Annotated in this window: 14 protein-coding genes; 11 read left to right on the top strand and 3 right to left on the bottom strand. The window is 45.6% G+C overall.

From position 1 onward, the window contains the following. Positions 1–923 (bottom strand): DUF2193 family protein (locus tag QFX39_RS08500; RefSeq protein WP_300479493.1); only part of this gene is annotated, 923 nt, incomplete at its 3' end. 233 nt (positions 924–1,156) lie between these two features. Here QFX39_RS08500 and QFX39_RS08495 point away from each other — a divergent pair. The 10 genes from QFX39_RS08495 to QFX39_RS08450 all read left to right on the top strand — a co-directional run bounded on the left by QFX39_RS08495 (position 1,157) and on the right by QFX39_RS08450 (position 9,139). Further along, entirely contained in the window at positions 1,157–1,462 is a 306-nt protein-coding gene (locus QFX39_RS08495; RefSeq protein ID WP_300479491.1) for a DUF2769 domain-containing protein, read from the top strand. Positions 1,463–1,663: 201 nt separating this feature from the next. Beyond that, on the top strand, positions 1,664–2,347 hold the full coding sequence (locus QFX39_RS08490) for a radical SAM protein (RefSeq protein WP_300479489.1): 684 nt from the start codon (positions 1,664–1,666) through the stop codon (positions 2,345–2,347). Positions 2,348–2,530: 183 nt separating this feature from the next. Then, positions 2,531–3,022: a hypothetical protein gene (locus QFX39_RS08485; protein ID WP_300479487.1), complete on the top strand. Its 492-nt coding sequence runs from the start codon at positions 2,531–2,533 to the stop codon at positions 3,020–3,022. A gap of 117 nt (positions 3,023–3,139) precedes the next feature. After that, a complete protein-coding gene (locus QFX39_RS08480) occupies positions 3,140–3,661 on the top strand; it encodes a hypothetical protein (protein ID WP_300479484.1) in 522 nt (173 codons plus the stop codon). Between the two features lie 96 nt (positions 3,662–3,757). Beyond that, positions 3,758–4,648, top strand: coding sequence for a hypothetical protein (locus tag QFX39_RS08475; protein WP_300479482.1), 891 nt, complete (start codon positions 3,758–3,760; stop codon positions 4,646–4,648). 81 nt (positions 4,649–4,729) lie between these two features. Then, positions 4,730–5,368 carry an ATPase domain-containing protein gene (locus QFX39_RS08470; RefSeq protein WP_300479480.1) on the top strand — a complete coding sequence of 213 codons (639 nt, stop codon included), beginning with the start codon at positions 4,730–4,732 and terminating at the stop codon, positions 5,366–5,368. A 124-nt stretch (positions 5,369–5,492) separates the two neighbouring features. Continuing rightward, positions 5,493–5,951, top strand: coding sequence for a hypothetical protein (locus QFX39_RS08465; protein WP_300479456.1), 459 nt, complete (start codon positions 5,493–5,495; stop codon positions 5,949–5,951). A gap of 45 nt (positions 5,952–5,996) precedes the next feature. Further along, on the top strand, positions 5,997–6,605 hold the full coding sequence (locus QFX39_RS08460) for an archaeosortase/exosortase family protein (protein ID WP_300479454.1): 609 nt from the start codon (positions 5,997–5,999) through the stop codon (positions 6,603–6,605). Positions 6,606–6,618: 13 nt separating this feature from the next. After that, on the top strand, positions 6,619–8,121 hold the full coding sequence (locus QFX39_RS08455) for a glycosyltransferase (RefSeq protein ID WP_300479451.1): 1,503 nt from the start codon (positions 6,619–6,621) through the stop codon (positions 8,119–8,121). Between the two features lie 19 nt (positions 8,122–8,140). Beyond that, entirely contained in the window at positions 8,141–9,139 is a 999-nt protein-coding gene (locus QFX39_RS08450; RefSeq protein ID WP_300479449.1) for a glycosyltransferase, read from the top strand. Here QFX39_RS08450 and QFX39_RS08445 read toward each other — a convergent pair. Next, on the bottom strand, positions 9,065–9,958 hold the full coding sequence (locus QFX39_RS08445; protein ID WP_300479447.1) for a lysylphosphatidylglycerol synthase transmembrane domain-containing protein: 894 nt from the start codon (positions 9,956–9,958) through the stop codon (positions 9,065–9,067). The two genes, QFX39_RS08450 and QFX39_RS08445, sit on opposite strands and share 75 nt — an antisense overlap. After that, on the bottom strand, positions 9,955–12,192 hold the full coding sequence (locus tag QFX39_RS08440; RefSeq protein WP_300479444.1) for a glycosyltransferase family 39 protein: 2,238 nt from the start codon (positions 12,190–12,192) through the stop codon (positions 9,955–9,957). The genes QFX39_RS08445 and QFX39_RS08440 overlap by 4 nt, the downstream gene beginning before the upstream one ends. Positions 12,193–12,465: 273 nt before the next feature. Between QFX39_RS08440 and QFX39_RS08435 the strand changes: the two genes are divergently transcribed. Continuing rightward, a complete protein-coding gene (locus QFX39_RS08435; protein ID WP_300479441.1) occupies positions 12,466–15,153 on the top strand; it encodes an FmdE family protein in 2,688 nt (895 codons plus the stop codon). Positions 15,154–15,156: the final 3 nt, after the last annotated feature.

Genomic DNA, 15,156 nt, shown 5'->3' with positions numbered 1-15,156 from the left:
CTGTTAAGTGTGCTTTCCATAACCCCTGTTGTTGCCTCGATTATGGCCATCACCACATCATCCTTGCACATGTTGTAGGTGGACTGGGCTATGTGGTGTGATATGTCACCGACGCAGTACGCCGGCACCGTGAGTATGTTGCCATAGTGCACCCCATCATCAATGGCGGCCTTCACCGTCCCCTCCATCTCCTTCCTGTAGCGGGACATGTACTCTCTCACATCAAAGGATTCGTGTCCATGGTCGTCCATGAGTTTTGCCTGTGCCTCAACAGGTTCCTGGTAGATGTATTTCACCATCTCTATTTCCTTCTCTGCCGCCTCTGCAGCGGTTGCCCCGTTTTCAATTTCATTTGCGAATACCTCTCCAATACCATAGGAGGTGTTCATACCCCATGACTTTGCTGAGAGGATCGCCTGTTTGTGCATCTCGGGTATATCTGTCTCCCTTAGGATCCTGTTCACCACGTTGCTTGTGCTTCCTGGCATGAGGGCGAAGTCAACCACACAGGTTGGCCCATAGAATCCTCCATACCTTCTTATTGCCTCCCTTCCTATAAGGGCCTCTGCCCTTCCTATTGCATCTATGAATGCCTCAAGGCTCTTCTCAAATTCGCTGTCCTCGTCCCTCAGTATCTCCAGAACCACAGGTGTCTGGTAGTGTTCAACGAATGGGTCATCCTCTGGTCTTATGGTGTCTGTAAGGCTGTCAAGTATCTCATAGTGGGCCTTCACTGAGTCCTTGTGCAGGTTTATCACCGCCTCGCTCTGTTCTCCGACAGCCTTCATGTCCTGCACGACGTCCAGGTAGGCCTTTGTATCCTTTATTTTAAACTCCTTTCCCCTGTTCTTTTTTATGGTTTCCACATCGGCTTTCTGGGCCATCATGGCCTCTTCTACCATTTTCTCATATAACTCAGCCATTAGATCACCTTCGGTAGAAATGTCTCCCGGATCAGTCCCCGGTTGACCACATTCTACCAATATTAAATAGATCACCTTCATTAATATCAGTTTCTAAAAGTTACAAGACAAAAGTTTTAAATAAAGGTTGTTTTCTTGAAAAAATTCAGTTTATCATGATTATTAATTGAAATTTTTTGGAGTTGGGGCAAATATGAAGTGGCAGCAGACACATATAGAGTTACGGTGATGGCATGGAGGTTGACTTCAGTATGGAAAACATCAGAAGGTGCCTCTGCCTTGAGTGTCCCGTCCAGAGCAGGAGTCAGTGCGTGGCAGATAAAAAGAAGATAATGCTCCTCATAACCCAGCAGGACCTTGACAGTGCCATGCGCATGGACACCGACAGGGTTCCAGGGGTCTACTGTTCCATAGGTGAGGCCATTTGCAGGGATATAGATCCCCATGAGGAGTGCCTCTGCAGTGGGTGTGAGGTCTGGCGTGAGCACAGGTTATCTGAGGGTGATGTATCTGAGTACTTCTGTGTCAGACAGAGATAACTTCGTAATATAGATGTATAATGAAGTTGGTCCCTGGTGTGGAAAAATGGCCAGAAATGACATATCTGGACCGCCACATATATACCATAACAGCAATAAACCGTAAAGTTGACTTGAAATCTTTCACCCACCAGAGATATCTGTAAGTGACATCATAGAGGGATGAGTCAGTCAGGTAGGTGACATCATAATTTTACCGAGGTGAAACATATCCAGCTATCACACATATCTGTAAGTGACATCATAACCGTTCTCACACCCACCTGCAACCTCAGGTGCAGGTACTGCTTCTTCACCCCAAGAAACTGCAGGGAGTATGATGCAGGGAGGATAGCAGACCGGGTCCTGAAGATCAGTTCAGAGGAGGGTACAGACAGGGTGCTCATAGCCGGTGGTGAGCCCACACTGCAGAGGGACCTCCCTGAACTCACAGAGGCCCTCAGTCGGGACCTCCATGTGACCATATCAACCAACGGCACAGGATGGGAGATCCTGAGGGATAGTGCATTCCACGAGGTCCACGTTGACCTCAAGGCCCTGGATGACAAGAAACACCTGCAGCTCACAGGGAAATCCAACCAGGCGGTTCTTGAGTGCATAGAGAAACTCACTGGTTCAGGTAAACTGGAGGTCTCAACTGTCCTTGTACCTGGAATCGTGGATGTTGATGAGATTGAAAAGATAGCAGAGTTCCTCTCAGAGTGGGACGTCCCCTACCGCATAACAGGTTATGTCGGCTACAACAACAGCCTGGGTGCCAGGAGGCCAGGGGATGATGAAATACTGAGGGCCGCAGAGATAAGCAGGAAGTACCTCAGCAGTGTCTCAACGTCACTGGACTTCCGGAGGCATAAGAGGAGAAGGATGGTCCTTGACCACATCTGAACAGATGATACTCCATCAGATGTTGTTGGGTGTTCTGGATAGCATTTCCCATTTGAGGCATCTGAAAAGGTTATGTTCCATCAGATGCGCTCCTCTGCGATTAAAATCAAAAAATATATAAATGGTCCTGCTTTTATATTGACAGTAGTTGGGGATCTTATGAAAAACGCGCTGATTCCGGTTATGGCATTATTCTTGCTGGTTATGGGTGTTTTCACTGCAGCGGCGGTCAATGAGACAGGAAACAATTCATCAGTGAATAACACATCAAGTCCCCGTGGGGGTGTGGTGCAGCCACTTTCACTGTGGTCATCAGTAAATGTTGAGCCATCCACCATCAGCCTCGGAACGGTACCCCCTGATGGGACTGAGCGGAGCTACCCGGAAGCTGTAACAGCAACTGTCAGCTACATTATTGCCTTTGGTGATACCCTCTCTGTGAGGGCATCAGGCAACCTTGTGAATACCGCCAACAGTTCACTCACAATACCACTATCCAATTTCAAGTTCAGCACACCCAGCCTAAGCAAGAGGTCCTTTACGACATCCAACCAGGTCATAATGACATACTCTGGGTGGGGATCCCGGAGTGTCCCCCTCAGCCTTTACATAACTGTGCCCCCATACACGGATCCCGGCACATACTCAACAACCCTCATCTACACCTCAACCTGATTTTGTGAAAATGGTCACGAATATATTAATTATATGTTTCCACTGTCACCAAATCTCGAAAGATTTATATACTGGGCCGTGACAACTAATTATATCTGAAATTAACTGGTGATATATATGAGGGAAAAGATAATGGGTGTAATCCCGCTTATAGTTGCCCTGATGTTTGTGGTGGCACTCGGTGCATACAGTTCACCATCCTACGCGGCAACGGCAACACAGACAGTGACCGTTACTGTGCCAGAGGCTATTTCAATAGTAGTGCCTAACGTTAACTTCGGAGTAGTAGATGCAGGAACCACAGGTACAAGCCCTGACTTCACGATACAGAACACAGGTAACGTTAAGATCGACCTATATGTCAATGCAACTGATTCAGCACTTAGAAGCGCAACTGCAACAGATATCATTGGTGTAGGTAACCTCACAATAAACAGCAATTTTGCCAACGGATATGTCCAGATTCCATACGCCTCACCGATAAAGATATACGACAACATGAACAAGGCAGCCCAGGGATCAGGTACACCTACCACCTGGACAACAAACATGAAACTCGTGGTGCCATCATTCACAGAAGACGGCGCATACTCAATAAACCTGCTCTACACTGCAGTTAAACACAACACTGCACCTTAAACATCTCCACTTTATTTTTTGGAGAAATACCTTTTCATTTTCCATTCATTAACTATTTAATAAATACAGTCAAACTTTTTCTAGAGGTTGATAACCATGAAACCCAGACATCTAACTGCAATTCTCATATTTCTCTTCATCCTGGGATCAGCGGCGCCGGTAATCGCAACCGGACTCTGGGCCTCACCTGCAGACTTCAGATACAACCTTAAACCTGGCCAGTCAGTGAGTGGCGAAATCACAGTGAGAAACATTGGTAAGGAAGAGGTGAACGTCAACGTAACAAAGAAGAGGCTCCTCATGGACAGCGTTAACCTGGTATACTCCGACAGGGGGATAGCCCAGTGGATCACCATAGAGGGCAACACGTCATTCAAGCTGAAACCCGGCGAGTCAAGGAAGATCAGGTTCACAGTGAAGGCACCAGGGAAGATAAACTACCTTGACGCTGCAGGGGCAATCGTCATAAAGGGTCTTCCTGTGCAGAATGTTACCGGTGGCATCCAGATAGTCCAGGGCGTTGAACTAGTCGTGCCCATCTACGTGGGGCTCCCGGGACCAATAATCGAGTCACTGAAACTTGAGGACCACAGCGCACCCAAGGTTCTCCTGAGCTTCATGCCAGGTAAATTCACATACCTCCTAAAAAACACGGGTACGGTGCAGGCAAACATGACAGGGGCCATTGAACTCACCGGTATAACAGGGACGCAGAGGGTCCCCATTGAGGGTGTGGTATACCCTGAGGACAACTACACACTTGTTGAGACCTGGAAGCCGGGTTGGATAGAATTCGGACCCTACATTGCAAAGACAGAGATAAACTATGGCCGCTACCACCAGACAAAAACCATAGAGACATCTGATACCGTCATAGTGATACCTGCGTGGCTCATAATCCTCATTGTGCTTGGAGCCGCGATCTGGGTGATCCGCAAGAAGGAAATTGAACCCCCAATCTCAATCAGGATAGAGAGGAAAAAATAAACTTATTTTTTTATTTTAACCTAATAATTCCCTGCGAAAAAGTAATATAGTGACTCTAATATATTATCAGATGGTGTTGAAATGGGATACTCTCTTGGGATCAATGGTGCTGAACTGAATGTGCCGCCAGGTTCAAATTTACTGGTCATGGGGGATATATTCTCAGGGAAGGATGTGCTTGCAAGGTCATTCATAAGAGATGGCCTTGAAAACAGTGAGATATGCGTTATGGTCACACTCAATGACACCGCTGACAAGTTAATGGATGAACTAAAATGCGATAAGGATAACCTCTACATAGTGGACTGTATATCCAGCAGGTTCGGTCCGGTGACCCCCTCCTCTGATAACGTTTTTTTCATTGATAACCCCATGAACCTTGCCCATATAATGGTCATGGTCGAGGACCTCATTGATAATGGAAAGGAGGGTGGCGTGAGGGTTGTCATTGATTCAGTTTCCACACTACTCATGTACTCCCATCTCAAGATTGTCTTCAAGTTCCTGCATATGCTCACGGCAAAGATAAGGTCCGCCGGGGCTGTAAGTTTGATGTTAATTGAGGACAATGTGCATGATGATATGGAGGTGAGAACCCTGCAGCCACTATATAATGGGATAGTTCATTTAAGTGATAATATGCTAAAAATACAGGGTTTTACAAGACTTGAAGGTCCCTACCGCATCTCTGACGACTCCTTAATTTTTAATTTACGCTAAAGTCAGCGAGAACCTCCTTAATTGAATCATTTTTAATCCAAATTATTATTAAATGGGAAAAAATATAAATTGTCTCTGTGGTTTCATGAAAAAGGTTATAATCATAATCCTGATTATGGGTTTTATGGGAATCAGCTGGGGGGCAGATGAGTTAACCTCAAGTGGGCAGGGTGTTATCACTGAACTGGAGCCAGTCGGAGCTCCCTACACCCAGTCAGGAGCGATACAGTTCCGCTGCGTCACGACAAACCCTGGACCCCGTAACAACATACCGCCATCAACATGTACACTGACAATAACCTACGGGAATGAGTTAATCAAAACCATAACCTACAGCGTGCCCTCACTTGCAAGGGGGGAATCCTACACCTACACCTGGAACACCACAAATGTGGATTTCCCATATGACTCGTTCAAGACCGGGGGGTCCTATACCATAACCGCATACTGGAGCTACAGTGGCGGATACAACTCAAAAAGCACGGAGTTCCAGTCCATCCCGACTGGCTGGCCAGCCACAGTTGCTGCGGCCATGATGTTACTGTTCCTTATCTATATTAGAAATCAGAAAAGAAATAGATGAAGTTATAAGTGTAAGATTCAGAGAATTCCTCATCAGGTGATATTCTTGGGTATTTCCAGCGGCACAATAATGACACTGATATTCTCAGCCCTACTGTTCTTCATATCACTCATTGCACACAGAAAGCGCTGGTGGTTAACGTTCTATGTTACAGGTTCCGTTGCATTCATGGCAGCCATGATAGCATCCTTCATTTTAACGGGGTTTGACATCACCATAATGAGTATCGAGGCACAGAACATTGCTGGCACAGCCACCCTTCTTGGTATAAAATCCGTTTACCTCCCACCCAACGCATTCATCTTTCAGGACCCTACAGGGTGGAGCATCTTCGGTATTGGATTTGAGTGCTCCTCTTTAATTGAGATAAGTGTCCTCATATCTCTCCTGATATTCTACCCGGGCTACAGCCGTAAATCCAAGGTCAGATATGCCTTCATAGGGGCCACCATGACCTACATGGCAAACTTAATTAGGATGTTCACGATAATATACATTGTGAACATTTTTGGTAAATCGGCCGTCTACATTGCACATGCAATAATAGGCAAGCTCATATTCTTCCTGTTTGTAATACTGCTCTACTGGTACCTCCTTACAAGGCCCACGGTAAACCTTGTTAGAAATAGAATAAAAGCTGGAAAATTTGAATGATTTGGTGTTAAAAATGCAAGACCCCCTATGGGTTTCAATGATGGTCTGGGGGACCTGGCTCCTTGTGGCAATTATAATAGATGGGGTTCTCCTCCCCATAAAGCTTGTGCTGGCAAGAAGGTCACTGAAAAACCTTAACAACCATTCTGTTGGAGAGGATGACCTGCCTGAGATAACCATTGTTATACCCTCCCACAACGAGGAGGACACCATCCACGAGTGCATTCTATCCATAATAAACAGCAGTTACCCCTCTGAAAGGATGCAGGTAATCGTTGTTGATGATGGATCAAAGGACGCCACCCGAAACGAGATAAAAAGGGTCATGGTGGATGCCATAATGGCCGGTGTCAGGTTTGAGTTCATTGAAAAGATACACACCGGCAAGGTCCACACCCTGAACACTGGACTCAGGAAGGCTGAAGGGGAAATCATATTCACAGTTGATGCCGATGTTATACTTGAGAGAAATGCCCTTAAAAATATGGTGAAGGTGTTCCTTGCAGATGAGAAGGTGGGTGCAGCCAGCGGTTACATAGAGGTCCGCTGGAACCCCCTCAGGACCCGCTTCCGGGAAAAATTCTTCTCAAGGTGCGAGTTCCTTGAATACCTCAATTCATTCAACTTTGAAAGAAACTATCAGTCATGGATTGACTCGCTTTACACCATGTCAGGGGCCTTCTCGGCATTTAGAAGGAGAGTCATGGGGTCAATCGGGGGTTACTGGCCGGTTACCGTTGCAGAGGACATGCATGTCACAATGATGCTTCACAGAAAGAAAATAGATGTCGTCAATGTCCCTGATGCAATTGGATACGTAAGTGCAATAACCGATTATGATACACTCTACTCACAGAGGAGTAGGTGGGCCCGTGGCCAGCTGGAAGTTGCTGCGATATCCTGTAAAAATGATTATGATGAGGACAGAACCTCCCTGATGGACATCCTGAGTATGATAAGGGATACGGGGAACCCAAAGCTTATAGGACTGATTTTTTCATACATATCAACTCTTCTGAAGGATTCCGTTGAAGACCTCAAGGGTAAGAGCTGGCGTTACTTTGACCTCATGGGCCTTCTGAGAATACTCTTTGTTGACCATACCATCGCCTTTCCGCGACTCCTGTGGCTCTTTGTTCTGATACTGCTTCCACTTATGGGCCTCTATATTCAGGTCATCCCCATTGTAATGGTCCTCATGTATGTATTCTACCTCCTCATGGACCTCATAGTGACCATCTTTGCCTATAATTATTCATCCAATGAAACACGGCTGAAGATAGAGGAGGCTATACCATTCATTATTCTAATGCCAGTATACAGAATCATCATATTCTGCTTCAGGGTATCTGCCTTTCTACAGGCCCTCAATGAACCGGCAAACTGGAGGGTCCAGGGGCCCATCAATGGAATCAAAAATGGTGCAAGTGACATGAAGGATAACCTTGCAAGGAACATAGAAGCCATGATAGTGGGTCTCTCAGGATCCTATTTCTCAAAAAGGAAGGGAAAATGATTGACCATAAGGTGTTATGATGATTTCAGTAATTATCCCGATGTACAATGAAGAAGAAAATGTAAACAGTACCCTTGATGCTGTCAGTGAAATTCTAGGGAAAAGTTATTCAGATTATGAAATAATTGCCGTTGATGATGGAAGCTATGACAAGACCCCAGCATTGCTGGATAAAAGGGCCTCAGCTGATAAACGCATAAGAGTTCTAAGACATGAAAACAATAAGGGGATGGGTAATGCCCTTAGGACCGGTTTTAAAGCCGCTAAAGGAGATGTGATAGTTACAATGGATGCAGATTTAAGCTATGATCCAGTTTACATACCCATCCTTGTAAGGGAGACAGAAAAGGCAGATATAGTGATCGGATCCCAGTACATGCCCGCTGGTTCAACAGAAAACATACCCATCCATAGACTTATACTGAGCCGCCTGGCCAACAAACTTGTTGGATTTTCCCTCAAAGAAAATTTTAACACCATCACAGGAGTGTTCAGAGCATATAAGAAGGATGTGATAGATTCAATTAATCTGGAGTCCGATGGAACTGAAATAAATCCTGAAATTCTTGTAAAGGCAAATGCAATGGGTTACAGTATCAGAGAAGTTCCAGTTAAACTGAAGGGACGGGAAAGGGGAAAATCAAAGATAAGAATAAAATCAGCCATCCTATCCCACCTCCTTTTCGCATTCAATGAAAGGCCCATGATATTATTTGGTATTATAGGTGCCATCCTGTGTACCCTTGGGATCATGAGCGGCGTTTATCTCTTTACATTATACTTGAAGCAGGAGCTTGACCCTACAAGGCCCTTAATGACTTTCATGTTGCTTACAATCCTATCCGGAATTCAGATACTCTCATTTGGGTTTATAGCGACCCAGGTGACCATGCTCAGGAAGGAAATCTACATCACACAGAGGGACCTCAAAATAATCATGAGTTCACTTTCTGATAATTCTGAAAAGCCCGAAAACACCGGGTATGATGCTGGTGAGGATCTGGGAGTAGAAGAGTGAAATGAGAAGTGCAGTGGATGGATTCACACCCTTCAGACCCAGAAAATAGATAACAACAGCGTCCGATGATCCAAGACCGTTGAGTGTGAAGGGAAACACAAATGCCAGATTCATTATAGGTGCTATTGAAAGGATATATGAAATGTCCACGTTTACACCAAATGAAAGGCAGACGATATAGAACTGTGCATAGCTGAGAAGCCAGCCAGCAAATGACAGAAGTATTGCCTTAAACTTCAGGGCTGTGGATGAAGCATAGAATGCGCTCAGTTTCTCATGACAGAGTATCTTTCCTGTTTTTGAATTTAAAAGATTCACCAGCCTTCTCCAGGGGAAAATCCCTGGCCAGAAAACCATTATTGCAAGTAATATTGCTGATAGGCCAGAAACAACTGTAACTGCCAGCATTCCCGTCCAGATCGCAGCCACCGCCCCCATGATGAAGACAGATAGAAGTGCTATAACCTTATCAAGGACGGTTGTTGAGAGCATCTCCTCCTTGAGTCCATGCCAGCGATAACCGTAATAGGTTCTTGCAATATCTCCCATACCACCCGGTAGAAATATGTTAAGGGCCAGGCCGGCAAGGGTCAGACCATATGCGTCCCCATATGATATTCGCCGATCACCATATTCCACCAGCATCTTCCATCTCCAGGCCCTCATGAATATACTGAAAGGAAGCATAAGCACCGCAAGAAGAAAGACTGGCCTTATGCTCAACATACTGTTTAGAAAATCCTCTTTATTTATGATATTGAAAAGGAAAACAAGTATCAGGACCGATACAACCCCTTTAATTAAAACATCTCTCCTCATCGAAACCCCAGCACATCCACAATCAATCTCTTCTCATCCAATCTGTCATAGTAGAACGCATGGAATATGAGGTTATAGCCAATCCATATGATCCTTCCCTTGCCGATCTTCTGAATACCTATCACCGTTTTTCCATTTGATGATGCTATATTATCCATTTTTCCATTAAATGCCATGTAGGTGGCGCCATACCATGGTCCCCCATCCTCAGATACAAAATTTGAGAACTTATAGGTCCTGTTTCCATACTTAATATCAAATCTGGATGGCGCGGCACTTCTCTGTATGGTTGTATTAAGGAAAACCGTGTTGTCAAGGTTGTAGAGGACCCCATCCATATTTCCAGATGCGTCAATCACCAGTGTACCCCCATTTTCAACGTAGTGTCTGAGCAGATCCTCAGCAGCGTTTCTATCATGCCACCTGAAGTTGAAGAGGAATAAGTATGGGTATCTCTCAAGTTCTTCAATGGAATAGCTGTCCACATAAAGCGATTTTCCAGCATTGATTCTGCCCGCACCCATGAGTTCATACTTCAGATTCACCTTAAAGTCCAGAACATCCTCAAGGTAACGGTGCCAGCCGGTTCCAACGTACAGTGCCCTGATTTTACTGGGGGGTGTTCCGTTTCTTGCATAGATCACTGTGGACCCATCACTGAAAACCGGGATGTAAGATGATGAATTTATCGACCTGAAACTGAAATAGTAATCATATCCTCCCTTTTCAAGTTCATGAACAACATACCTGCTGTCATTGTAGGTGGGCATTATGTTAACATCCCTCTTAAGGTACCAGCTGTATGCAGGCCAGTAGTCTGCAATAAGTTTACTGTTCTGATATTCAAAGTTCTCCCTGAAAAAATCAGAAGCCTTAATCACGTTTCTATTTGCATTTTTGGAATCCATAAGGTCCCGATCAACATCCAGATGATCCATATAGTTCAGAGCAGAGGACACGAGCAGAAGAATTATGATCGGATAGACGATCTGGGTATAACTGTATCTGAACCTTTCAAGAAGACTCCTGATTCCCAGTACTAAGAAATAAGCCAGGGCAGGCATTAATGTGATAAAGTACCTGTCAACCTTGACTGTGTATGTGCTGTGAAAGTTAAGGAAAACCATCAGCCATAAGAAAACCATGAGGTCAAGGTCAAGGGATTCTCCATCATTGAATTCCCTGTAGAATATTATTATGCCTGCAAATATAATGGCATCGCTGATCAGGTATGAAAACCTTCCAAAGGTTAAAACAAAACCGACTGTGAGAATTATCAGAAGGATATGCTGGAACTTAAAGCCCCGATTTGAAATTCCAAATGCATTTCTCACCTTTTTCCTTATCCTTTCAGCTTTGATGCCCTCTTTAATGGTTTCAATGAGGTATATCAGCAGCCCAATGAGGGGTAAAATGAGGATGTATGTTGCAGGACCCTGTTCATTGAGATAAACACCATAAGAGGGGATATTTTTGACATAGTAAAGAGGATCTGGAATGTACTGGACCCTCTCGGATTGTAAAGTCTCTGTAAGTCCAACCGTGGTTGTGAATGGTAGAAATGGGTCAGAGTGTGTGAAATAATACAGCACAAGAAACGGTGAGATGAGGAGAAAGGCAAAGGTTATACCTAAAATTATCTCCCTGAAGTTCCGAAGGAAGGTCCTGTGGACGATTATCATGAATGCTATTGGCAAGATAACAAAGGCTACATTGAACCTTGTAAGAAATGCCAGTGCAGTAAGGGGAAAAGAAAGATAAAAATACCCTGGGTCTTTCCTGGAGGCCAGGGCTGTTAAATAAATTGCCCATATTGAAAAGGATATCGCAGCTATATCGGTATAACCAACTGAGACCCACTTAAGAACTATCGGTGAAATTCCATAGAGAATGGCCCCTGCCAGACTCTCATTTTCATTGAAACGCAACCTCATAAGAAGAAAGAGGCCAAGAACTCCAGTTATGTGTAAAATGAGGTCAAGATAATATATTGCCGACTCATGAACATATCCAAGACGGAATATGATTGAGAGAATCACAGAAAGCATGGGTGGTCTTTCAAGTTCCATGTACCCCATCCCCTTACCTGCAAAATAAAGTGCGTTTGCAAGGAAGGTGTAAGTATCCCATAGAGGACCTATGGAAAGCTGCAGGTGAATCCTCTGAAGGCCTATCCACAGGACCGTAGCAACCAGAATGAGAGTGTATAATACTTGCAGATATCTCCTGTTCAAATCATCACCACTGAAACGCGGTTTTATTTCCATGACTCCCTCAATGGATCTTTAGACGACCGGTTTATATTAATCATTCCATCTGTCATCCAGAATGAGGATTGATTTCAGTATTCCGATTTTAATTTCCATCACATTTTATAAATCACGAAGATTTAGTGTTTATTAAGTATTACATAACATCCATATTAATGCAAATAAGTAATAACTAATCTTTATATATTAAGAATATCATTATTTTTTATGAAAGAATTGATGGAGGTGAAAATCGTTATGAGAAGACAGCATTTCATTGCTTTCATTGCCCTTCTCATTGCCGTAACACTGACAGGTTCGGTGAGCGCAGCGAACACAACCTGTGAGGTGGGGGTGGATGTAAAGTACGAGTACGCCGACGACAACGGCCAGATAAACCCAGACATACAGGAACTCACAGACGAGAACGGGACAAGGATCAACTTCACAAGGACCTTTGACCCGGCAGCCAACATCACAAAGATCATCTTCAACTACGGGAACATCACAAACACCACAAGGTTCACCATAAAGATCAGGGCCCCAGGTTACAGGGAACTCTCACACACATTCCAGCTCACAGACTACGGGACAAAATACGCCGCTTACCTCCCCCTCCGGATGAACGCCACAGACGCCTACAGACTGGGAAGGGAGATCACCAGAAAGGCTGACCAGATCCTGAACTTCACAAAAACAGGTGATGTGCTGGTTATAACAACCGCAGGGACAGCATATTACAGAAACCAGACCACAGAGGACGTCCTTGAGGGTATACTCAACCAGGCCCGTGGAATGGTGAGCTACGGGAAGGGTAACCTCCTGATGCTCAGAAAAACACGCCTCGACCCCCTGGACTTCGCATTCATCGTAAGGAAGGGGAACGACCTCATAGCCGCATACTTCAAAAACGCCAGCATGACACCCATCTACGTTGGGACCGTATCACAGAACATGACACTGGCACAGTACCAGGCACTCCAGAAAAAACTCGGAAGCGACACATTCCCAATAGCAAGCCTTGCCAACGCATGGGCAATCGGACTATCACCTGACATACTCAGGGAGGCAGCATTCCATGGACACGTCTGCCTCGGTACCATCAGCGGATATGCAATGATAGAGACACTCCTAAAATACTACCCTGCAACCAATGAATTCGGACTTCCACTGGAGGGTGTAAGTTACCAGGTTGTTGGTGTGCCCGGTGGATCAGACGATGACGTCTTCATATACGCCATGGACGCAACACCAGGTAAGAGGGCCTACGTTGGTTTCAACACAACGGCCGACACCAATATTGTTGGATTCATCAGGTGGAACTCAAAGACAGAGACAGGAACCCTCATAATAATGGCCTACAGTCAGCAGGAACTGATAAACAAATATAAACAGGAAACAGGGGACACAGCGGTCTCTGAACTCAAGTTCAATGCATGGGCAGTTAAAAAACTCACAACAAGTCCCGAATCACTTGTGAAGATCCTCTACGCATTTGACAACCTCACACAGGACCAGGTCAACTATATCATGGGATATGAACCCACCAAGGGTAACACAACCATCAGTGCAGCCGGACTCGACCTAAACTACATACTGAACCAGACAAACCTTGTGAATGCAACACCAGCAAACAGAACATACAGCACAGGAAACCTCACCTACAGTGACCTCAAGAACATCGGGCGCCTTGCAGCCGAGAAGGCCGTGGAGCTCTTCAGGGCAATGGGTATAAACCTTGAAAAGGATGACTATCACCTTTTCGTGCTGACATCCGCGGGTTACGTGAGGATCAACGGCCAGGACACAGGGGCGGTCTGGGATGGAATATTCGATGTGCTGGGATCAAGGTTAAGCAGGAAGACACTCCTGCCTGTCCATGCGCCGCTATGGGGTCAGCTGAAGTTCGACTTCTGCCTAATCAACGGGACCCAGAAGATAATCAAGTCAATGTACTACAACCTCACAACAGGGACATTCACTGTTCAGAGTTCAGCAAATTACATAATAGAGGATGTGCTACCATATGATCCGCCATTCGACGTCCTCATGGGCTGGCTCTTCCACAACCATGTCTGTGGTGGAAGCTCCCCTGGTTACCTAATAGCAGACTACATATTCCAGAATTACCCCAAGGGTGAGAACGAGAAGTACATCTACGTCACAACGCTGGACAACTGTAAGGATGACATCCTCTTCATGCTCCTGGGGGTTTCAGCTGGACAGGGAACCTACCATAACCAGAGGCTGACAACCGAGGAGACAAGGCTCGAGACAGAGGGCGGTATGAATGGAATGGTGGGCTACATAGTGGTATGGGATGAGAAGACCAACACAGGAAGGGTTGCAATCATCACCTGGCAGGGCCCACGCTTTGCAGCCGGATCCAACATGTATGAGGAATACATCAGGCTATACAAGCACGACTACTCATCACCCAACCTGCTATCCCTGCCTACAATCAGTACAGCGGCTGAGCGATTCATAAACAGGGAAGAGCTCAACATACTCCTCTCAGGGGGTACAGGGTCCATGAATGCGCTCCAGTACATATTCAGCATCCCAGCAAACAGGACACGTGAAGACCTCATCCCGGTGAACAATGGTGGAAGTCAGAACGGAAACCAGGGTGGTGTGCCGGTTATACCCGGCGGCTCCACAGGTGGTTCAACCGGTGGTTTACCCTCAGGTTCCCATGGTACCGCAGGGCATGCAGGTTACACACCGGGTGCTGAGTACAGTGCTTCACCGGCTGATGTGAGTGCAGCATCTGAAGTTTCAGAGGAACCTGCAACAGCTGAGGGTAAGAAGGCCTATGAGGTTACAAATGCAACCTCCACTTCCGGCGGCGCTGACTCCTCATGGTACGTCTATGGTATCGTGGGCGTCCTTGTGGCTGCTGGACTTGTGGCCTTCGGATTCCTCAGGGGCGGAGCAGGAAAGTAACCC

This window comes from Methanothermobacter sp. (assembly GCF_030055425.1).
Taxonomy (GTDB): Archaea; Methanobacteriota; Methanobacteria; order Methanobacteriales; family Methanothermobacteraceae; genus Methanothermobacter.
Note: the sequence above shows the minus strand (reverse complement) of the source record. Positions and strands in the feature narration are given on the sequence as shown.

What these genes read in the sequence shown, in the direction of transcription:
- QFX39_RS08435 (WP_300479441.1), top strand. Translation starts at nt 12,466, where the DNA reads ATGAGAAGACAGCATTTCATTGCTTTCATTGCCCTTCTCATTGCCGTA.
- QFX39_RS08475 (WP_300479482.1), top strand. Translation starts at nt 3,758, where the DNA reads ATGAAACCCAGACATCTAACTGCAATTCTCATATTTCTCTTCATCCTG.
- QFX39_RS08480 (WP_300479484.1), top strand. Translation starts at nt 3,140, where the DNA reads ATGAGGGAAAAGATAATGGGTGTAATCCCGCTTATAGTTGCCCTGATG.
- QFX39_RS08455 (WP_300479451.1), top strand. Translation starts at nt 6,619, where the DNA reads ATGCAAGACCCCCTATGGGTTTCAATGATGGTCTGGGGGACCTGGCTC.
- QFX39_RS08485 (WP_300479487.1), top strand. Translation starts at nt 2,531, where the DNA reads ATGGCATTATTCTTGCTGGTTATGGGTGTTTTCACTGCAGCGGCGGTC.
- QFX39_RS08470 (WP_300479480.1), top strand. Translation starts at nt 4,730, where the DNA reads ATGGGATACTCTCTTGGGATCAATGGTGCTGAACTGAATGTGCCGCCA.
- QFX39_RS08445 (WP_300479447.1), bottom strand. Translation starts at nt 9,958, where the DNA reads ATGAGGAGAGATGTTTTAATTAAAGGGGTTGTATCGGTCCTGATACTT.
- QFX39_RS08465 (WP_300479456.1), top strand. Translation starts at nt 5,493, where the DNA reads ATGGGAATCAGCTGGGGGGCAGATGAGTTAACCTCAAGTGGGCAGGGT.
- QFX39_RS08450 (WP_300479449.1), top strand. Translation starts at nt 8,141, where the DNA reads ATGATTTCAGTAATTATCCCGATGTACAATGAAGAAGAAAATGTAAAC.
- QFX39_RS08495 (WP_300479491.1), top strand. Translation starts at nt 1,157, where the DNA reads ATGGAGGTTGACTTCAGTATGGAAAACATCAGAAGGTGCCTCTGCCTT.